Annotated in this window: 19 protein-coding genes and 2 tRNA genes; 11 read left to right on the forward strand and 10 right to left on the reverse strand. The window is 70.2% G+C overall.

All coding sequences use genetic code 11. The features are described 5' to 3' along the window. From ON36_RS00005 to ON36_RS00015, 4 genes are all read left to right on the forward strand, one after another. The coding region (locus ON36_RS00005; protein WP_043646068.1) for a DUF3566 domain-containing protein at window positions 1-358 on the forward strand (358 nt) is incomplete at its 5' end. Between the two features lie 136 nt (window positions 359-494). Then, window positions 495-568, forward strand: a tRNA-Ile gene (locus tag ON36_RS00010). Between the two features lie 30 nt (window positions 569-598). After that, entirely contained in the window at window positions 599-706 is a 108-nt protein-coding gene (locus ON36_RS35740) for a DLW-39 family protein (protein ID WP_218001152.1), read from the forward strand. A gap of 20 nt (window positions 707-726) precedes the next feature. After that, a tRNA-Ala gene (locus ON36_RS00015) sits at window positions 727-799 on the forward strand. Between the two features lie 24 nt (window positions 800-823). On the opposite strand, the gene ON36_RS00020 is transcribed toward ON36_RS00015, so the two are convergent. Beyond that, complete coding sequence (locus ON36_RS00020; RefSeq protein ID WP_043646069.1) at window positions 824-2,419, reverse strand: serine hydrolase; 1,596 nt, start codon at window positions 2,417-2,419, stop codon at window positions 824-826. A 105-nt stretch (window positions 2,420-2,524) separates the two neighbouring features. Here ON36_RS00020 and ON36_RS00025 point away from each other — a divergent pair, with 105 nt between their 5' ends. From ON36_RS00025 to ON36_RS00035, 3 genes are all read left to right on the forward strand, one after another. Continuing rightward, window positions 2,525-3,445, forward strand: a complete 921-nt coding sequence (locus ON36_RS00025) for an acyl-CoA dehydrogenase family protein (protein WP_043646072.1) — start codon at window positions 2,525-2,527, stop codon at window positions 3,443-3,445. A gap of 528 nt (window positions 3,446-3,973) precedes the next feature. Beyond that, window positions 3,974-4,960, forward strand: coding sequence for a daunorubicin resistance protein DrrA family ABC transporter ATP-binding protein (locus tag ON36_RS00030; protein WP_043646075.1), 987 nt, complete (start codon window positions 3,974-3,976; stop codon window positions 4,958-4,960). A gap of 50 nt (window positions 4,961-5,010) precedes the next feature. Beyond that, complete coding sequence (locus ON36_RS00035) at window positions 5,011-5,805, forward strand: ABC transporter permease (RefSeq protein ID WP_043646149.1); 795 nt, start codon at window positions 5,011-5,013, stop codon at window positions 5,803-5,805. Between the two features lie 4 nt (window positions 5,806-5,809). On the opposite strand, the gene ON36_RS35355 is transcribed toward ON36_RS00035, so the two are convergent. Beyond that, window positions 5,810-5,986 (reverse strand): hypothetical protein, encoded by a 177-nt coding sequence (locus tag ON36_RS35355; RefSeq protein WP_169334661.1) that lies wholly within the window; start codon window positions 5,984-5,986, stop codon window positions 5,810-5,812. Window positions 5,987-6,066: 80 nt separating this feature from the next. Between ON36_RS35355 and ON36_RS00040 the strand changes: the two genes are divergently transcribed. Next, complete coding sequence (locus ON36_RS00040; RefSeq protein ID WP_043646078.1) at window positions 6,067-6,600, forward strand: peptidylprolyl isomerase; 534 nt, start codon at window positions 6,067-6,069, stop codon at window positions 6,598-6,600. A gap of 42 nt (window positions 6,601-6,642) precedes the next feature. Here ON36_RS00040 and ON36_RS00045 read toward each other — a convergent pair whose 3' ends face one another. Both ON36_RS00045 and crgA read right to left on the reverse strand, forming a co-directional pair. Next, window positions 6,643-7,086 (reverse strand): PH domain-containing protein, encoded by a 444-nt coding sequence (locus ON36_RS00045; protein WP_085999543.1) that lies wholly within the window; start codon window positions 7,084-7,086, stop codon window positions 6,643-6,645. A gap of 90 nt (window positions 7,087-7,176) precedes the next feature. After that, the gene (crgA, locus tag ON36_RS00050; protein ID WP_043646084.1) at window positions 7,177-7,443 is read right to left on the reverse strand and encodes a cell division protein CrgA; all 267 of its coding nucleotides are present in this window, start codon (window positions 7,441-7,443) and stop codon (window positions 7,177-7,179) included. Between the two features lie 94 nt (window positions 7,444-7,537). Between crgA and ON36_RS00055 the strand changes: the two genes are divergently transcribed. The 3 genes from ON36_RS00055 (at window position 7,538) to ON36_RS00065 (ending at window position 9,482) form a co-directional block, all read left to right on the forward strand. Continuing rightward, entirely contained in the window at window positions 7,538-8,200 is a 663-nt protein-coding gene (locus ON36_RS00055; protein WP_043646087.1) for an aminodeoxychorismate/anthranilate synthase component II, read from the forward strand. After that, entirely contained in the window at window positions 8,197-8,910 is a 714-nt protein-coding gene (locus ON36_RS00060) for a RibD family protein (RefSeq protein WP_043646090.1), read from the forward strand. The genes ON36_RS00055 and ON36_RS00060 overlap by 4 nt, the downstream gene beginning before the upstream one ends. Before the next feature lie 113 nt (window positions 8,911-9,023). Then, window positions 9,024-9,482, forward strand: a complete 459-nt coding sequence (locus ON36_RS00065) for a cytidine/deoxycytidylate deaminase family protein (protein WP_043646094.1) — start codon at window positions 9,024-9,026, stop codon at window positions 9,480-9,482. Window positions 9,483-9,535: 53 nt separating this feature from the next. Here the strand turns inward: ON36_RS00065 and pknB are convergent, their stop codons facing one another. From pknB to ON36_RS00095, 6 genes are read right to left on the reverse strand one after another with little or no spacing between them, the layout of a single operon-like run. Then, the gene (gene pknB / locus ON36_RS00070; protein WP_043646098.1) at window positions 9,536-11,419 is read right to left on the reverse strand and encodes a Stk1 family PASTA domain-containing Ser/Thr kinase; all 1,884 of its coding nucleotides are present in this window, start codon (window positions 11,417-11,419) and stop codon (window positions 9,536-9,538) included. Next, on the reverse strand, window positions 11,416-12,945 hold the full coding sequence (locus ON36_RS00075; RefSeq protein WP_043646102.1) for a protein kinase domain-containing protein: 1,530 nt from the start codon (window positions 12,943-12,945) through the stop codon (window positions 11,416-11,418). Before ON36_RS00075 ends, pknB begins: the two co-directional genes overlap by 4 nt. 37 nt (window positions 12,946-12,982) lie before the next feature. Then, the gene (locus tag ON36_RS00080) at window positions 12,983-14,449 is read right to left on the reverse strand and encodes a peptidoglycan D,D-transpeptidase FtsI family protein (protein WP_043646106.1); all 1,467 of its coding nucleotides are present in this window, start codon (window positions 14,447-14,449) and stop codon (window positions 12,983-12,985) included. Then, a complete protein-coding gene (locus tag ON36_RS00085; RefSeq protein ID WP_043646108.1) occupies window positions 14,446-15,918 on the reverse strand; it encodes an FtsW/RodA/SpoVE family cell cycle protein in 1,473 nt (490 codons plus the stop codon). Before ON36_RS00085 ends, ON36_RS00080 begins: the two co-directional genes overlap by 4 nt. Next, a complete protein-coding gene (locus ON36_RS00090) occupies window positions 15,918-17,360 on the reverse strand; it encodes a PP2C family protein-serine/threonine phosphatase (protein WP_043646111.1) in 1,443 nt (480 codons plus the stop codon). The genes ON36_RS00085 and ON36_RS00090 overlap by 1 nt, the downstream gene beginning before the upstream one ends. Continuing rightward, window positions 17,357-17,833 carry an FHA domain-containing protein FhaB/FipA gene (locus ON36_RS00095; RefSeq protein WP_043646114.1) on the reverse strand — a complete coding sequence of 159 codons (477 nt, stop codon included), beginning with the start codon at window positions 17,831-17,833 and terminating at the stop codon, window positions 17,357-17,359. Before ON36_RS00095 ends, ON36_RS00090 begins: the two co-directional genes overlap by 4 nt. Between the last annotated feature and the right edge of the window lie 107 nt (window positions 17,834-17,940).

Here is a 17,940-nt window from a genome sequence, read left to right on the forward strand (position 1 = left end):
GCCGCTGCGCGCCACCGTCCAGATCCGCCGGATCGACCCGTGGTCGACCCTGAAGATCACGCTGGTGATCAGCGTCGCGCTGTTCTTCGTGTGGATGCTGGCCGTCGGCCTGCTCTACATCGTGCTGGCGGGAATGGGCGTCTGGGAGCGGCTCGACACCACCCTGGGCGACATGATGAACCCGGACGGCGGTTCGCAGAGCCTCATCGACGCGGGCACGGTCTTCGGCTACGCCGGCGTGATCGGGCTGATCAACGTCGTGCTGTTCACCGCGCTGGCCACGGTCGGCGTGTTCATCTACAACCAGTGCTGCGATCTGGTCGGCGGGATCCAGGTGACCCTGGCCGACCCCGACTAGCGGCTCCTGTTCCGCACCTGCGGCCGGTCATCCCGAAAAGGGCTCTGACCGGCCGTTTTGGTTATCCCGGCAGCGGTAGGGTAACCTCGTGTCTCGTTGCGGTGCACTGCTTCGGCAGGGATCGAAACACCTTCACGGGCCTATAGCTCAGGCGGTTAGAGCGCTTCGCTGATAACGAAGAGGTCGGAGGTTCAAGTCCTCCTAGGCCCACTCCCGAACATTCACAGTAGGGTGGGAACCATGAAGATTATCCTCACGGTTGGTGTCGTAGTCGCGGTTCTCATCGGTATCACCAAGCTGCGCAAGCGTGACGACGCCGATCTGTGGCACGAGGTGACCACCCGCTGACCTTCGGGTCACCACCCCAAGGGGCCTTAGCTCAATTGGCAGAGCACTGCCTTTGCAAGGCAGGGGTTAGGGGTTCGATTCCCCTAGGCTCCACTTCCTCTTCTTCCCCGGTGCCGCTCACCGGGTGAAAGTTCCCAGCCCGTTCTGATCGAAGTACTCGAGTCGGACGGTGTTCCCCGCGAAATCCGCGCGCGAGATCGTGCCCGGTGGCGCGTTCTCCGATTGCAGGTCGAAGACGAACGTGTCGCCGTCCCAGTGGCGCAGCGGATAGCGCATTCCCTTCGGCCCGAGCACGAGGACGAGCGCGCCGCCTTCCTCGGTGATCGTGGCGGGTCCCCAATAGTTGTTGGCGTAGGTGCCCGCGTAGGCCGGGAGCGGCTGCGCCGGGGCGGGATTCGCCGGTGGCTGCTTGCCGACCAGCTCGCCCTCGGGCGCGCTCAGCGAGGCGAACACCGGCTTGAAGAGCGCCCGCCAGTCCTGCTGGATGGACCCGAACTGCACCAGGTCGGCGAATTCGGCGGCGAGGATCTCCGGCACGCCGATCGGGGCGGCGTTGGTCAGCACGACGATGCCCACGTTCGCTGACGGGATGACGTGGAAGGTGGTCGCCGCGCCCAGGGTGAAGGCGCCCGAATGGCTGTAGGCCGTGCGGCCGGCCGACGAGGAGGAGACGTTGAAACCGAAGCCGTAGCCGCCGGAGCGGGCCGTCGGGGCCTGGGCGGGGTTGGAGATCACCTGGGTGGTGATCGCGGGCGTGAGGGCCTCCTCGGGGGCGATGACGCCGCCGGGGAAGCGGCCGCCGTCGAGCATCAGCGCCAGCCAGCGGGCCATGTCGTCGATCGAGGAGCTCGCCCCGCCCGCCGGGGACTGGGCGTCGGCGTCGCGGACGTAGCGGGGCTCCCAGCGGCCGTCGACCAGGACGTGCGGTTCGGCGCGATCGGCGCGGGATTCGAAGTCGGCGAAGCGGGAGCTGGTCGAGGTCATGCCGAGCGGGCCGTAGAGCACCTGCTCCGAGAGGGTCTCCCACGGCACGCCTGCGGCCGTCGCCACCGCCTCCGCGGCGGCCGTGAGGCCGAAGTTCGTGTAGTGGTAGCTGATCCGGAACGGGTCGAGCGGCTCCTGGCGCAGCTTGTCCAGGACCTGGGCGCGGTCGTAGCCGAGGTCCTCCAGCCGGTCGCCCGCGTGCTCGGGCAGGCCGCTGCGGTGGGAGAACAGGTCGCCGATGGTGACGTTGGCGGTGACGTAGGGGTCGGCGAGGGCGAAGGACGGCAGCTTCTGGACGACCGGGGTCTCCCAGCCGACGGTGCCCGCGCCGACCTCGTGCGCGACCACGGTCGCCGCCAGCGACTTCGACACCGAGGCGAGCTGGAACACCGTGCCGGTGTCGACCTTCTCGTCGCCGCCCGCGCGGCGCACCCCGAAGCCCTTCGCGTACACCGGTTTCCCGTCGTGCACGACGGCTACCGCCATGCCCGGGATGTGGGTCTGGTCCATCAGCGACCGGACGAGGCCGTCGAGCTGACCGACGGCGTCGGCGACCGCGTCGTCGGGCAGGGGCACGCCGGCCGCCTCGTTCGGGGGAGCGGAGGCCGCGGAGGCCGCGGAGGCCGTCGAGGGCGGTGCCGTGCTGTCGGGTGAGTCGTCGCCGCACGCGGTGACCAGCGCGAACGCCGTGATCACAGCGATCGTGAGCCTGCCGGGGCGGGGCACCATCGCTCGACCCTATGCCCGCGCCCGACCGCGGGAAACCCCGCGTCGCCCACCGGATGCGCAGCTGCGGCCGGACCGTGACCGGTCCGCAACGACTAGCGTGCAGGAGTGGAATTCGTCTTCGATCATCTGCTCCGCGGCCCGGCCGACGCGCCCGCGCCCACCGGAGTCGACGGGGTGTGGGACCGATATCGCGCGGTGGCGGGCCGGTTCGCGGGAACCGTCGACGACGCGGCCGCCGCGGGGTTCGCCGCCGACCGGCTCGGCTTCGCCTTCCTGCCCGGCTACCAGGCCGCGCTGCGCGCGCTGCTGCCCGGCCTCGACCCCGGCGCGCTGGTGTCGATGCTGGCGACCGAGCAGGGCGGCGGCCACCCGGCGGCGATCGCGACCACCCTCACCGAGACCGCGGACGGCTGGCGCGTCACCGGCACGAAATCCTTTGCCACGCTCGGTGACCGGGCGGACCGGTTCGTGGTGGTGGCGAGCACCGGCGCCGGACCGGACGGCCGCAACCGGCTGCGCGCGGCGCTGGTGGCGGCGGACGCGCCCGGTGTGCGGGTCGAGCCGCTGCCCGAGCTGCCGTTCGCGCCCGAGATCCCGCACGCGTCGGTGCGTTTCGACGAGGTGGCCGCCGAGCCGCTGCCCGGCGACGGGTACACCGACCTGCTCAAGCCGTTCCGGACGGTGGAGGACGTCCACGTGCTCGCGGCCACGCTGGGGTACCTGATCCGCGTGGCCCGCGGGGCGGCATGGCCCGACGACACCGTCGAGCGGCTGCTGGCGCTGCTGGCCGGCGTGCGCGGCATCGAACCGGCCGCGTATCGGTCTCCCGGCGCCCACGTCGCCCTCGGCGGGCTCTTCGGCGCGCTGAACACGTGGGTCGCCGACACGGAGCCGCTGTGGGCCCGCGTCGACGAGGCGCAGCGGCGACGGTGGGAGCGGGATCGGCCGCTGCTCGGTGTCGCGGGGAAGGTGCGTGCGCAGCGGCTGGCGACCGCGTGGCGAACGGTCCGTCCGGCGGGCGAATAGGCCCGGAAAATGGGGAGCGGGCCTCGGCGAAGGGGGGGAGTTAGCCGAGGCCCGCGTAGGGTCGGCCCGGGGGGGAGGGGCCGACATGAACGATCGTACGCGATGATTGCGGAATTCGTGTGCACGCGATCGACGAGTTTCGGAGATTTTTTCCCGCGTGTCCCGCGCGCGATGCGCCGGCCCGGCCGATGTGACGGCTGTCCCGCGCAACCAAGTCCGCGCGCGTTCTGTGTTGCCGTTCCTAATTGCCTGCGTAACAAGGTCTTTGGTAGAGAGCGCGGCCGAAAGCGGCGTTGTGGGCGGCGTCGGGGGCGCGGGGGCCGCCGCTGACGGGCGGTCGGGGATCACATCGGGACGGCGGCGGAGTCGTCCGCGTGTCGCGTCGGCACCGGCATGTCGCGGGCACCGGCCACCGGACAAATGGGATGAGATTTGTCGGACCTCGAGGCAATACTGGACCCACCGGCCGCCCGCCTCTTCGGGTGCGCCCGCACGACAAGCGGAGAACGACTCGACTCAGGGAGAGACATGCCCGACGCAATCGTCGCCGAGGGACTGGTCAAGCGGTACGGCAAACTCGAGGCTCTCGGCGGACTCGACCTGTCCGTACCGGAGGGCACGGTCACCGCGCTGCTCGGCCCCAACGGCGCAGGAAAGACCACGACGGTCCGGGTGCTCACCACCCTGCTGGTCCCCGACGAGGGTCGCGCCACCGTCGCGGGCATCGACGTGCTCGCCCAGCCGCAGGCCCTGCGCTCCCGCATCGGGGCCTCCGGGCAGTACGCCGCCGTCGACGAATACCTCACCGGCTTCGAGAATCTCGAGATGGTCGGGCGGCTCTACCACCTCGGTATCCAGCGCAGCAAGGAACGCGCGCGCGAACTGCTCGAGCGGTTCCGGCTCACCGACGCCGCCGACCGGCCGGTCAAGGGCTACTCCGGCGGAATGCGCCGCCGCCTCGACCTCGCCGGCGCCCTCGTGGCCAATCCGCCCGTGCTCTTCCTCGACGAGCCGACCACCGGCCTCGATCCCCGTGCGCGCCTCGACCTCTGGGACGTCATCGAGGAACTCGTCGCCGGCGGCACCACCCTGCTGCTCACCACGCAGTACATGGACGAGGCGGACCGCCTGGCCGACGCCATCGCGGTCATCGACCACGGCCGGGTCATCGCCCGCGGCACCGCCGACGAACTGAAGACCCTCGTCGGCGGCGACCGGATCGAACTGACCGTCGGCTCGCCCGACGAGATCGCCGCCGCGCAGCAGGTACTCACGGGGCTGGCCGACGGCGAGATCCACGTCGAGCCCGGGCTGCGGAAGGTGATCGTGCCGGTCGCCGACGGCTCCCAGGACCTGGTGACCGCCATCGGCCGCCTCAACGAGCACAAGATCACGATCAACGATGTCGCCCTGCGCAGGCCCTCGCTCGACGACGTCTTCCTCTCCCTCACCGGGCACGAAGCCGAGGACCTGATCAACGGCGGCGCGCCCGTCGAGGAAGGACAGCCGCGATGAGCACCGTCACGGTCACCGAGCAGCGGCCCCCGCTGCCCGCCCGCCTGGCGATGGTGGCAGGCGACAGCCTCACCATCGCCAAGCGCAACGTCATCAAGATCAAGCGCGTGCCCGACGTGCTCATCTTCTCGACGCTGTCGCCGATCATGTTCGTGCTGCTGTTCGCCTTCATCTTCGGCTCGGCCATCAAGATTCCCGGCCTCGAGGGCGGCTACCGCGAGTTCCTGATCGCCGGCATCTTCGCCCAGACCGTCGTGTTCGGCGCCTCGTTCACCGGCGCCGGGCTCGCCGAGGACATGCAGAAGGGCATCATCGACCGGTTCCGCTCGCTGCCGATGGCCCCCTCGGCGGTCCTGTTCGGGCGGACGCTGTCGGACGTGGTGATCAACGTGGTCAGCCTCGTCGTCATGTCGCTGACCGGCCTGCTCGTCGGGTGGCGCATCCGCAGCTCGTTCCTCGACGCGGTGCTCGCCTACGTGCTGTTGCTGCTGTTCGCCTACGCCGTCTCGTGGATCATGGCGGTCGTCGGGCTGCTGGTCCGCACGCCCGAGGTGTTCAACAACGCCAGCTTCATGGTGATGTTCCCCCTCACCTTCCTGGCCAACACGTTCGTCCCGCTCCAGGACCTGCCGACCGTGCTCCAGGTCTTCGCGGAATGGAATCCGGTCTCCGCGCTCACCCAGGCCACGCGAGAGCTCTTCGGCAACACCAGCCCGGCGGTGCCACCACCGGACGCCCTGCCGATGCAGTACCCGGTGGTGACCACGCTCATCTGGGTCGTGGTGATCCTGGTCGTGTTCATCCCGCTGGCTCAGCGGCAGTACAAGAAGACCGTGAGCCGGTAGGAGGTCAGTTCTGGACGGCCTCGGCCGACGTGGCCGGGGCCGCGCCGTTGCGGGAATAGCCGATGCGGGGCGGCTGGTCGGCGGGCTCGGGGAGCTGCGGGCGCTTGCTGCGCGCGACCAGCACCAGAGCGGCGGCGGCGGCGACGGTCAGCGCGGCGAGGATTCCTTTTCCGAAGGTCATTCGACCACTGTGGCACAAAGTGACGCGGCACGCTCCACCGCTTTCCGGGCGGCGCGGCGGGGCCGTGGGACGATGACCGGGTGACCTCACCGAACCAGACCGCCGTGGCGACGCTGCACACCAACCACGGCGATATCAAGATCGCTCTCTTCGGCAATCACGCGCCGAAGACGGTGCGCAATTTCGTCGGCCTGGCCGACGGAACCGCGTCCTACACCGCCACCAATGCCGCGGGCACCGACTCGGGCCCGTTCTACGACGGCGCGATCTTCCACCGGGTGATCCCGGGGTTCATGATCCAGGGCGGTGACCCCACCGGCTCCGGCCGCGGCGGGCCGGGCTACGAGTTCGGCGACGAATTCCACCCGGAGCTGCGCTTCGACCGCGGCTACCTGCTGGCCATGGCCAACGCCGGTCCGGGCACCAACACCAACGGTTCGCAGTTCTTCATCACGGTCGGTCCCCAGCCGCACCTGAACCGGCGGCACACCATCTTCGGTGAGGTGGTCGACCCGGACTCGCGCAAGGTCGTCGACGCCATCGCCGCGGTCAAGACCGACCGCAACGACCGGCCGACGGAACCGGTCGTGATCTCGGGGATCACGCTCTCCTAGGCGCGGCGACGTTTCACGTGAATCATCGGCCTGCGCCGCGGTTCACGTCACGGATTCGAAGCCGCTGGTGACCAGGAGATCGAACACGTCGACCGGGTTCGTCCCCAGGTCCCAGCGGCCGAAGATCAGCAGCCGCTCGGCGCCGTCGTGGTGGACGTCGACCTCGAGCATGGTGGTCTTGCGGCCGATCCGGCGATAGGACACCAGCCGGATCCGGTCGATGACCTCGAGGGGGTACTCGTCGCGGCCGGTCAGGGTGCCGACGATCAGCTTGGGCGCCGGCCCCGCCACCGCGCTGAGTCGCGGCCGCTGGCGCAGGCCGAGCCCCGCCAGGCCCAGCATCACCACGGCGGCGACGCCGATGAGGAGCCTGCTCGGCCCGTCCTGGGCCAGGAAGGCGGCGACGGCGAGGACGACACCGCCGCCCGCCACGGCGATCAGCCCCGCCAGCGGGGTACTCCAGGAGAAGCTGTGCTCGGACGGCACGGCGTTCACGTCGCTCGATCCCCCATCATCCTCGAGTTGTCCACAGGCTTCATCCACAAGTGTGAATGAATCACACGTGTGTAAGCAGGGTCAGCGCCACCGCATCGTCATGATGAGGCCGACCACCATGAGGCCGAAGCCGATCAGGAAGTTCCAGGCGTTCAGGTCGTTCATCCAGCTGATCTTCTCGGCCGCCAGGTAGTACACCAGCAGCCACACCAGCCCGGCGAGCATGAAGCCCAGCATGATCGCGACGTACCACACCGGCGACGGGCCTGCCGCCTTCACCTTCACCGGCGTCCGGCTGGCTGCGGTCGGGGTGTAGTTGGCCTTCTTACGGACCTTGGACTTGGGCATGACGTCCTCGTATTCGGAGTACAGGTAACCCCTAGGCTATCCCAACAGGTAATGGATGCGACGGTCACCGGTGTCGGCACGTACGCTTTCGTGCATGCGCGTATTGGTCGTCGACAACTACGACAGCTTCGTATTCAACCTGGTGCAATACCTCGGCCAGCTGGGTGCCGAAGCGGTGGTCTGGCGCAACGACGACCCGCGCCTCGACGATCTCGACACCCTGCTCACCCGCGGCGACGAGGGCGGCGCCTTCGACGGCGTGCTGATCAGCCCCGGGCCGGGCAGCCCGGACCGGGCAGGCGCCAGCATCCCGCTGGTGCACGCCGCGGCCCGGCACCGCACGCCCCTGCTGGGCGTGTGTCTGGGTCACCAGGCCATCGGCGAGGCGTTCGGCGGCACGGTCGACCGCGCGCCCGAGCTGCTGCACGGCAAGACCAGTTCGGTGTTCCACATCGGCGCCGGCGTGCTGGCCGGACTTCCCGACCCGTTCACCGCCACCCGCTACCACTCGCTCACCGTCCTGCCGGAGACCATGCCCGCCGACCTCGAGGTGGTCGGGCACACCGAGAGCGGCATCGTGATGGCCATGCGCCACCGCGAGCTGCCCATCCACGGCGTGCAGTTCCACCCGGAGTCGGTGCTCACCCAGGGCGGGCACCGCATGCTCGCCAACTGGCTCGAGGTGTGCGGCGAGCGGCCGGCCGAGGGCCTCGTCTCGGCACTGGAAGCGGAGGTCGCCGCGCTGGTGACGCCGTGACCAGGGTGGTCCTGTCGGTCGCGACCAGCCTCGACGGCTACATCGACGACGCGAGCGAGGAGCGGCTGCTGCTGTCCAACGCCGCCGACTTCGACCGGGTCGACCAGCTGCGGGCCGATTCCGACGCCATCCTCGTCGGCGCTCGCACGCTGCGCGTCGACAATCCCCGCCTGCTGGTCGGCAGCGCCGACCGCCGGGCCGACCGTCTGGCCTCCGGGCGGCCGGAGCACCCGCTGAAGATCACCGTGACGGCGTCGGGCGCGCTCGATCCCGGCCTGCGGTTCTGGCACACGGGCGGGGACAAACTCGTCTACACCGGCGACGCGGGGCTGGCCGCGGCGCGCGAGCGGGTGGGGGCGCTGGCCGAGGTGGTCTCCCTCGGCCCGGACCCGTCGCCCGCGGCGCTGCTCGACGACCTGGCCGGCCGGGGTATCGGACAGCTCATGGTCGAGGGCGGGACCGGGATGCACACGTGGTTCCTCGCCGCGGGCCTGGTCGACGAGATCGTGCTCGCGGTGGCTCCGCTGCTGGTGGGGGACGCGGCCGCACCGCGTTTCGTCGACCCCGCCCGGTTCCCCGGCGGTCCCCAGCGCCGCTTCCGGCTGGAAGCTGTGGAGAAACTTGGGGATGTCGCGGTGCTGCGCTACCTTCTCGACCGGGCCCTCCCGACCGGCGCGCCGCCGGTGGGCGACCGCACTCACAGGGTCTGACCTGGGAAACTCTGGGGATTCACACCTAATCCACCGTCGCGCCGACCATCTGCACAGCATCGAATCCACATCCCTGTGAGCCTGTGGATAACTCCGGACCACCAGGAGCGCCCATGCCGGACATCTACCCCGATCACCAGTTCATGCACAGGGCGATCGCCCTGGCCCGGCTCTGCCCGCCCAGCGACACCGCCTATTCGGTCGGCGCCGTCGTGGTGGCGGACGGTGTGGAGATCTCCACCGGCTACTCCCGGGAGACCGATCCCAAGGTGCACGCCGAGGAGTCGGCGCTGAACAAGCTCGACCCCCGCGACCCCCGCCTGGCCGGCGCGACCCTGTACTCCACCCTGGAACCCTGCTCGACCAGGGCGAGCAAGGACCGGCTGCCCTGCACGGACCGCATCTTGGCCGCCGGAATCCCCAGCGTCGTCATCGCCTGGCGCGAACCCGCCCTGTTCGTCGCGGCCTGCGAGGGTGTGGACAAACTGCGCGAGCACGGCGTGCGAGTGGTGGAACTGACCGACCTGGCCGAGGAGGCCATGTCCATGAACCGGCACCTCGATCTGTCCTGAGACGGAAACCGCCCGGTCGCGCACACGACCGGGCGGAACCTGTGGACAACTCGTCAGCGCAGCGACGCGGCCACCTGCACGGTGACCGTGCCGTTGAGCGAGAGCTGGCTGCCCGCACCCGGCGACTGCGCCATGATCTGGCCCGAGGTGCTGCTGTCGAGGGTGAGCACCGTGGACTGGTTCATCTGGCCGGTCCAGCCGAGCGCCCGCAGCGTCTCGATCGCGTCCTGGGGAGTCTTGCCGACCAGGTTGGGGATGACGATCTTGTCGCCCGCCGACACCTGGACGGTGATCTTGGAGCCCTTCTCCGCGTTGGACCCGCCCGCCGGGCTGGTCGAGAGGACCTCGCCGCGCGGCCGGTTCGACTTGGTCTCCTGCTGCTCCACCGTGAAACCGGCGCCGGTGAGGTTGGGCTCGGCCACCGAGATGTCCTGACCGACCACGCTGGGCACCCGCGCCTGCTCGGGGCCGCTGCCCAGGATGATGACGATCGGGCGGTCGGTCGTCACCCAGGTGCCGAGCGGCGGCTCGGAGGCGATCACCTTGTCGGTCTCGGCGATGCTCGACGACTTCTTCTGCACGTTCGGGTCCATGCGAAGGCCGATCGAGTTCAGCGTCTGCTCGGCGCTCTCGCGTGTCATGTTGGTCAGCCGCGGCACCTGCACCTGGTCGGGGCCCGCCGAGACCTGCATGGTCACCGTGCTGCCCTTCTCCAGGCGCGAGCCGCCGAGGGGCTGCGTGGAGATGACATTGCCCGGCGCGACCTTGCCGTCGTTCTTGGTGTTGACCGAGACCAGGAAACCGGCCTCCCGCAGCGACTGCTCGGCCTGCGCCGACGGCTTGCCCGACACGTCGGGGATCGGCACCTGGTCGCCCTTGCTGCCGGGGCCGAGCAGCACCCAGTACAGGCCCGCCGCGACCAGCACCACGGCCGCCGCGCCGAGCGCGATCCAGCCGGTCCGGCGCTTGCGCTCCGGCGGCACCGGATCGTATTCGCCGGTGTGCGGGCCGCGATCGTCGTCGTCGTAGGCGTCGTCGTAGCCGTCGTCGCTCTGGTAGGACTCCTCCTCGGTCATGACCATCGGCGCGCTCGGCTTCTGGCCGCCGAGCACCCGGATCAGGTCCGCGCGCATCTCCGCCGCGGTCTGATACCGGTTGGCCGGGTTCTTGGCCATGGCCTTGAGGATCACCGAGTCCAGCTCGCGCGGGATGCCCGGGTTCACCTTGGAGGGGAGCTGCGGGTCCTCCTTGACGTGCTGGTAGGCCACCGCGACCGGCGAGTCACCGGTGAACGGCGGGACGCCGGTGAGGATCTCGAAGAGCACGCAGCCCACGGAGTACACGTCCGAGCGCGCGTCGACCGGTTCGCCGCGGGCCTGCTCGGGGGACAGGTACTGGGCCGTGCCGATCACCGCGGCGGTCTGCGTCATCGGGTTGGAGCTGTCGGCCATCGCGCGCGCGATGCCGAAGTCCATCACCTTCACCGCGCCTGCGCGGTTGAGCATGATGTTGGCCGGCTTCATGTCGCGGTGCACGATGCCGGCCTTGTGGCTGAAGTCCAGCGCCGCGCACACGTCCGCGATGATCTCCATCGCCTTGCGCGGCGGCAGCGGGCCCTTGCCGCGCACGATGTCACGCAGCGTGTCGCCCTCGACGTACTCCATGACGATGTACGGCAGCGGGCCGCCGTCGACGGTGGCCTCGCCCGTGTCGTACACGGCGACGATGGCCGGGTGGTTCAGCGCGGCCGCGTTCTGGGCCTCGCGCTTGAACCGCAGGTAGAAGGTGGGGTCGCGCGCCAGGTCGGCGCGCAGCACCTTGATGGCGACGTCCCGGCTGAGCCGGATGTCGCGCGCCTTGTGGACTTCGGACATCCCGCCGAACCCGATGATCTCGCCCAGCTCGTACCGGGAGGAGAGATTCTTCGGGGTCGTCATTGTTGTCCTTGTGAGGGAAGGGTGATCTCGGAGGACTCGCCCTGCGCGCCAGGGGAATTGGGGAACGGTAAGTCGAAGGTGGGCAGGCGCGGCCTACCCGCCGTCGTGGTGCCGCCCGCGGTCGCCGACGTGGTGGTCGGCTTGGTCGTGGTCGGCTTGGTCGTCGTCGACTTGGTGGTCGTCGGCGGGGTGGTCGTCGTGGTCGGCGGCTCGGTGGTCGTCGTCGGCGGGGGCGTCGTCGTGGTCGGCGGCACCGTCGTCGTCGGCTCGGGCACGTCCTCGGTGGTGGTCACCGGCGGGACGGCCGACTTGGTCGTCGTGGTCGGCAGCGGCCGGGTGGTGGTCACCACCGGGACGGTCGGCCCCTCGCGATTCGGCTCGCCGCCGAACAGCACCCACAGCACGGCGCCGCCGAGCAGCAGCGCGCCGACGCCGAGGCCGATCAGCCACCACTTCTGGTTCTTGTTGTCCTCGCGACCGGCGCCGGTGCCGTTGCCCGGCACCGCCGCGGCGGCCGCCATGGTCGCGGGCGGCGGCGGGGTGCCGGTACCGCCGGGCGGGGTGTTGTAGCGCACGGTCGCGCCGTCGTAGTCGCCCTGCGGGGCCGGGATGATCATGGTCGGGCCGGGCGGCAGCACGCGGGTCGCCCCGGTCATCGGCGCCATGCCCGCGGCGCCCTGCGGCGGCGGGGGACGGCGGCCCGCACGGACCGCGGCCACGGCGTCGGCGAACTCGCCGCCGCTGGCGTAGCGCTGCGCCGGGTCCTTGGCCATGGTGATCTCGATGAGCTCACGCACGTTGCCGGGCAGATCGGCGGGCATCGGCGGCGGGGTGTCGCGGACGTGCTTCATCGCGACGGTGATCGCGCCGTCGCCGGTGAACGGGCGCTGGCCCGCCAGCGCCTCGTAGCCGACCACGCCGAGGGAGTACACGTCGCTGGCCGAGGTGGCGTCCTCGCCGACGGCCTGCTCGGGCGCGATGTACTGGGCGGTGCCCATGACCATGCCGGTCTTCGTCACCGGGGACGCGTCGACGGCCTTGGCGATGCCGAAGTCGGTGATCTTCACCTGGCCGGTCGGCGTGACCAGGATGTTGCCCGGCTTCACGTCGCGGTGCACCACCCCGGCGGCATGGGCCACCTCGAGGGCGCGGCCGGTCTGCTCGAGCATGTCGAGGCCCTGGGCGACCGAGAGCCTGCCCATCCGGTTGAGGACGGCGTTGAGCGGCTCGCCCTGCACCAACTCCATGACCAGGTAGGCGGTCTCGCCGCCCTGCGGGTCGGTGGTCTCGCCGTAGTCGTATATGCCGGCGATGCCCGGGTGGTTGAGCTGGGCGGTGGTGCGCGCCTCGGTACGGAACCGCTGCCGGAAGGTCGGGTCGGCCGAGAACTCGGTCTTGAGGACCTTCACCGCGACCCGACGGTCGAGCCGGGTGTCGGTGGCCTCCCACACCTGGCCCATCCCACCGGTGGCGATGAGGCGCTGCAGCCGGTAGCGGTCGGCGATCATGGCACCGTTGTTCAGCATCGGGGCCCCCGTGTATTCACTCGCACACTCATTTCGTTCAGCCCCTTCGCAACCCGGCGTCGATCACGGCCCGGCCGATGGGCGCGGCCACCGACCCGCCGGTCGCCGCCTCGCCCCGGTCGCCGCCGTTCTCGACGATCACCGCGAGGGCGATCTTCGGGTTCTGCGCGGGCGCGAAGGCGATATACCACGCGTGCGGCGGGGTGTTACGGGGATTGGCGCCGTGCTCGGCGGTTCCGGTCTTCGAGGCGATCTGGTAGGAGGTCCTGCCGCCACCGGCGGTGTTGGACTCCGAAGCGATCATCAGATTCGTCAGCGACGACGCTACCTGGGCGCTGACGGCTTGTCCGACCGAGACCGGCTTCGTCTTGCTCAGTTCGGACAGGTCGGGTCCCTGGGTCTGGTCGACCAGGTACGGCTGCATGCGGACGCCGCCGTTGGCGATGGTCGCCGCGATCACCGCGTTGTCCAGCGGCGTGACCGCGACGTCGCGCTGACCGATGCTGGACTGACCGAGCGCGGCGTTGTCCGGGATGGAACCCACCGTCGACTCGGCCACCGGGATCGGCACCCCGCGGTGCGGGCCGATGCCGAAGGCGGCCGCCTCGTCCTTGAGCGCCGAGGCGCCGACCTTGACGCCCAGCTCGACGAATGCGGTGTTGCAGGAGCGGCGGAACGCCTCGGTGAGGCTGGCCGTCGCGTCGCCGCCGCAGGTGGTGCCGTTGTAGTTCTCCAGCGTGGTGCTGGTGCCCGGCAGCGTGATGGTCGGCGCGGCGGTGAGCTGGGTGTCGGGGTTGGCGACCCCGTTGCTCAGCGCGGCCGCGGTGACGATCGTCTTGAAGGTCGAACCGGGCGGATAGGTCTGGGAGACGGCCCGGTTGAGCATCGGCTGGTTCGGGTCGGTGCTCAGTTCCTCCCAGGCCGCGCGGCCCGCGGCGCCGTCGTGCCCCGACAGCGTGTTCGGGTCGTAGCTCGGGGTCGACACCATGGTCAGGATCTTGCCGGTGCTCGGCTCGATGGCCACCACCGCGCCGGTGTAGCCCTTGGCGGTGAGCTGGTCGTAGGCGGTCTGCTGCATGATCGGGTCGAGGGTGGTCAGCACGTTGCCGCCGCGCGGGTCGCGCCCGGAGAACATGTCGACCAGCCTGCGCCCGAACAGGCTCGAGTCGTTGCCCGACAGCAGCGGGTCCTCGGCCAGCTCGAGGCCGGTCTTGCCGTACTGCATCGAGTAGAAGCCGGTGGCGGGCGCGTAGGCCTGCGGGCTGCTCGGGTAGGTGCGCAGGTACTTGTAGCGGTCGTCGGTGGCCACCGACGACGCCATCACCACGCCACCGGCCGAGATCTGGCCGCGCTGGCGCGAGTACTCGTCGAGCAGCACCCGCGAGTTGCGGGGATCGCTGCGCAGATCGTCGGCCTTGACCACCTGCAGGTAGGTGGCGTTGACGAGCAGCGCGACCACCATCACCATGACGGCGACGGCGACCCGGCGTAGTGGTGTGTTCATTCCTTGGCCCCGTCCTCCGGCGCGCGCAGCATCTCCGTCGGCGCGTCCGCGATCGGTGCGGGGGCGCGCTTGCGGGTCGGCGCCGGGGCGCGGGCGGCGTCGGAGATCTTCATCAGCAGGGCGAGCAGCACGTAGTTGGCCAGCAGCGAGGACCCGCCGTAGGAGATGAACGGCGTGGTCAGGCCGGTCAGGGGGATCAGCTTGGTGACGCCGCCGACGACGACGAAGATCTGGATGGCGATCGTGAACGACAGGCCGGCCGCGAGCAGCTTGCCGAAGCTGTCCCGCACCGCGAGCGCGGTGCGCAGGCCGCGCACGATGAAGATGGTGAACAGCATCAGCACGGCGGTCAGGCCGATCAGGCCCAGTTCCTCGCCGATGGTGGTCACGACGAAGTCGGTCTTGGCGAAGGGCACCTGGTTGGGTCGTCCGCTGCCGAGGCCGGTGCCCGCCAGCCCGCCGGTGGCGAAGCCGAACAGCGACTGCGAGATCTGGTAGCCGGTGTTGTTGTAGTCGTCGAACGGGTGCAGCCAGGTGTCGACGCGCACCCGCACGTGGCCGAAGAGCTGGTAGGCGAAGACGAAACCGAGCGCGAGCAGGCCGCCGCCGATGATGAGCCAGCCGACCCGCTCGGTGGCGATGTAGATCATGACCAGCACGGTGCCGAAGATCAGCAGGGAGGTGCCGAGGTCCTTCTCCAGGACGAGCACGCCGATGCACACGATCCACACGATGAGCACCGGGCCCATGTCGCGCGGGCGCGGGAACTCCATGCCGAGGAAGTGCTTGCCCGCGGCGGTGAACAGGTCACGCTTGGCCACGAGCACGCCGGCGAAGAAGATGATGAGGGCGATCTTGGCGAACTCGCCCGGTTGCACACTGAAGCCCGGCAGCCGGATCCAGATCTTGGCGCCGTTGACTTCGGAGAACCTGCCCGGCAGCAGCGCCGGGATGGCCAGGGCCACCAGGCCGGCGAGGCCGACGGTGTAGGTGTAGCGCGCCAGCGTGCGGTAGTCGCGCAGCACGATGAGCAGCACGACGAATCCGACGATCCCCAGCCCCGTCCACATGATCTGCTGGTTCGCGTCGGGGGAGGGGATGGGCTGGGAGTTGTAGATCGCGGTCTGCGCGTCGGCCAGGTCGAGCCGGTGGATGAGGACGAGGCCGAGGCCGTTGAGCAGGGCGACGATGGGCAGCAGCAGGGGGTCGGCGAACGGCGCGAACCGCCGCACGGCCAGGTGGGCCACCCCGAAGATGGCGCCGAAGGCGAGCCCGTACTTCGCGATGTCCCAGGTGATGGACTGTTCCTGGCTGGCCTCGACGATGAAGAGCGACACGGTGGTGATCACCGCGGCGAAGCCGAGGAGCAGCAACTCCTGGTTGCGCCGCGTCGACGGAGGCGGCGCGGGCGCGAAGCCACCCGGCGGACTGGGGTACGCCCCGGCCGACGGAGGTGCGGGGGCGGACATCAGTCCGTCACCCGGCAGTTCTCCCCGGAGATCTGCGGGGTTGCCGGCGCGGTGGTGGTGGGGGCGGGCGGTGCGGTCGTGGTCGGCTGCGGTTCCGGGCCCGGCGCGGGCGCCGGGGTCGGCGTCGGCGCGGGCGTGCTGGTCTCGGTCAGCACGCCAGGCTGCGGCACGGCTTCCTTCTTCGGGCAGGGCGGCAGCAGTTCCTTCTGCGCCAGCCGCTTCATGCTCTCGCGCGCGGAGTCGAGGGTGTCCGGCGGCAGGCCCCGCTCGACCTGGTCGCGCCCGGTCGGCTTGAGGTCGCTGACCATCAGCTTCTTGCAGCCGTTCGGCAGGTCGTCGCCTGCGGGGACCAGCGTCAGCTCGCCGGTGCGGCTGACGCAGCCGCCGAGCTCCACGTCGTGGATGGAGTAGCCGAGGATCGAGCCGGGCAGCCCGCGCAGGACGACGACCTGGTCGTTGTCGGACCCGACGTAGTAATTGCTGCGGATCATCTTGTAGCCGACCACGAGACCGACCGCGACCGCGGCGATCAACGCGAGCGAGAGCAGCAGCCAGCGCAGCTTGTGCGACTTGGTGGGCGGCGGGGGTGGCGCGGCGGCCGCCCGGCGCGGCTGGGCGCGCGGGGGACGCATGGCGGCGGCCCGGCCCGCGGCGGTGTTCGGCGGGGGAGTGTCCTCGTCCTCGCCCGACGCCGCGCCCGCGACGATCGGATGGCTCTGGCCGTAGTCGAGATCGATGACGTCGGCGACGACCACGGTGACGTTGTCGGGTCCGCCGCTGCGCAGCGCGAGTTCGATGAGCCGGTCGGCGCACTCGTCGGTGTTGCCCTCGCGCATGGTGTTGCCGATGGTCTCGTCGCTGACCACGTCCGAGAGCCCGTCGGAGCAGAGCAGATAGCGGTCGCCGGCGCGGGCCTCGCGCATGATCAGCGTCGGCTCGATCTCGTTGCCGGTGAGGGCGCGCATGATCAGGGAGCGCTGCGGATGGGTGTGCGCCTGCTCGGGGGTGATACGACCCTCGTCGACCAGCGACTGGACGAAGGTGTCGTCCCGGGTGATCTGGGTGAGTTCGCCGTCGCGCAGCATGTAGGCGCGCGAGTCACCGATGTGCACCATGCCGAGTTTGCGGCCCGCGAACAGGATCGCGGTGAGCGTGGTGCCCATGCCGTCCAGCTCGGGCTCGGCCTCGACGTGGTCGGCGATGGCGGCGTTGCCGGAGCGGGTGGCCCGGTCGAGCTTGCCGAGGATGTCGTCGCCGGGCTCGTCGTCGTCGAGATGGGCCAGCGCCGCGATCATCAACTGGGAGGCGACTTCTCCGGCCGCGTGTCCACCCATGCCGTCGGCCAGCGCGAGTAGGCGCGCGCCCGCGTAGACGGAATCTTCGTTGTTGCCCCGGACGAGTCCGCGGTCGCTTCGCGCGGTGTAGCGCAGAACAAGAGTCACGATCGCAGCTCGATCACTGTTTTGCCGACCCGGACGGGAGTGCCGAGCGGAACACGGACGGCGGTGGTGACTTTCGCGCGGTCGAGATAGGTGCCGTTGGTCGAACCGAGATCCTCGACGTACCAGTCGTCACCACGCTGGGAGAGCCGCGCGTGCCTGGTGGAGGCGTAGTCGTCGGTGAGTACCAATGTGGAGTCGTCGGCGCGGCCGATCAGCACGGGCTGTGTCCCGAGCGTGATCCGCGTGCCGGCCAGTGAACCATGAGTCACCACAAGATATTTGGCGCCCTTCTGGCTTCGGCTCAGGGATGGGAGGCCGATCGAACCGCGCGCCCCGCGCGTGGCTCTCGGCTGGACCCGGATGCCGGATGCCGCGTAGATATCGCTGCGCAAGGTCCGCAGCACCGCCCAGACGAACAGCCACAGCAGCAACAGGAACCCCGCGCGGGTCACTTGCAGGATCAGTCCCTGCACGGCGTTCCACCTCCTGTACGCCCGGTCGGTGTCGGTACACCGGTGCGGGACGAAGGACCCCCACCGGCGTGCTGGCTTGCGGGCCCCGATGCCGGGGCCGTGCGTGT

Source organism: Nocardia thailandica NBRC 100428 (assembly GCF_000308795.1).
In the GTDB taxonomy this organism is placed as follows: domain Bacteria; phylum Actinomycetota; class Actinomycetes; order Mycobacteriales; family Mycobacteriaceae; genus Nocardia; species Nocardia thailandica.

Coding starts and splice junctions, on each gene's coding strand:
- ON36_RS35740 (WP_218001152.1), top strand. CDS start 599: ATGAAGATTATCCTCACGGTTGGTGTCGTAGTCGCGGTTCTCATCGGT.
- ON36_RS00020 (WP_043646069.1), bottom strand. CDS start 2,419: ATGGTGCCCCGCCCCGGCAGGCTCACGATCGCTGTGATCACGGCGTTC.
- ON36_RS00030 (WP_043646075.1), top strand. CDS start 3,974: ATGCCCGACGCAATCGTCGCCGAGGGACTGGTCAAGCGGTACGGCAAA.
- ON36_RS00035 (WP_043646149.1), top strand. CDS start 5,011: ATGGTGGCAGGCGACAGCCTCACCATCGCCAAGCGCAACGTCATCAAG.
- ON36_RS35355 (WP_169334661.1), bottom strand. CDS start 5,986: ATGACCTTCGGAAAAGGAATCCTCGCCGCGCTGACCGTCGCCGCCGCC.
- crgA (WP_043646084.1), bottom strand. CDS start 7,443: ATGCCCAAGTCCAAGGTCCGTAAGAAGGCCAACTACACCCCGACCGCA.
- ON36_RS00055 (WP_043646087.1), top strand. CDS start 7,538: ATGCGCGTATTGGTCGTCGACAACTACGACAGCTTCGTATTCAACCTG.
- ON36_RS00065 (WP_043646094.1), top strand. CDS start 9,024: ATGCCGGACATCTACCCCGATCACCAGTTCATGCACAGGGCGATCGCC.
- pknB (WP_043646098.1), bottom strand. CDS start 11,419: ATGACGACCCCGAAGAATCTCTCCTCCCGGTACGAGCTGGGCGAGATC.
- ON36_RS00075 (WP_043646102.1), bottom strand. CDS start 12,945: ATGCTGAACAACGGTGCCATGATCGCCGACCGCTACCGGCTGCAGCGC.
- ON36_RS00080 (WP_043646106.1), bottom strand. CDS start 14,449: ATGAACACACCACTACGCCGGGTCGCCGTCGCCGTCATGGTGATGGTG.
- ON36_RS00085 (WP_043646108.1), bottom strand. CDS start 15,918: ATGTCCGCCCCCGCACCTCCGTCGGCCGGGGCGTACCCCAGTCCGCCG.